The sequence below is a fragment of the Polaromonas sp. P3_C2 genome, from assembly GCF_056402675.1.
Genome location: NZ_JBFUGX010001186.1, coordinates 1 through 680, shown reverse-complemented (window position 1 = coordinate 680; position 680 = coordinate 1). Strand labels below are relative to the sequence as shown.

The following is a 680-nucleotide window of genomic DNA, read 5'->3' as shown; positions in this document are numbered from 1 at the left end:
GGCCTGGCTGCTCAGTGCAACCGGTGCGGCAGGCGCATTGCTGGTGGGCTGGAGCCTGTTGCCGGCGCGCTCCCGGCTGGGCAGCCCGGCCAAGCCCTGGCCTGCGAGCATTCCCGAGCTTGATGGCGCGGTGTTCAATGGCTGGATCAAGATCCGGGCGGACGGCGGTGTGGTGCTGGCCATGCCGCGCAGCGAAATGGGTCAGGGCGTGCACACGGCGCTGGCCATGCTGGTGGCCGAAGAGCTTGACGTGCCGCTGCAGCGGGTGACCGTGGCGCAGGCGGGTTCTGATGCCATTTACGGTAATGTCGCGATGCTGGTGGGCAGCCTGCCCTTTCATCCACTGGACGTCGATGACTTTGCCAAAGAAGGCGCCCCCAGGGTTCGCCCCACCCCGGTCAGGATCGGCGAGTGGATGATGGGCAAGGTTGCCCGTGAGCTCGGCATCAACGCGACAGGGGGTTCCTCAAGCCTGGCGGATGCCTGGGACGTGGTGCGCCTGGCCGCTGCCACGGCCCGGGCATCCCTGCTGGGGGCCGCCTCGCTGGACTGGAAATTGCCGGTGGATGAGCTCACAGTCAAAAACGGCGTGATTTCGCACCCCTCAGGCCCCTCATCCCACTACGGTGAACTGGCGAAATTTGCCGCAGCGACTCCGCCGGGGGACGTGACTCTCAAAA

At 66.5% G+C, this 680-nt stretch carries 1 protein-coding gene; it reads left to right on the top strand.

Annotated elements, in window-relative coordinates:
- Nucleotides 1–680 (top strand): molybdopterin cofactor-binding domain-containing protein (locus AC1DWI_RS25485; RefSeq protein ID WP_477726229.1); only part of this gene is annotated, 680 nt, incomplete at both ends.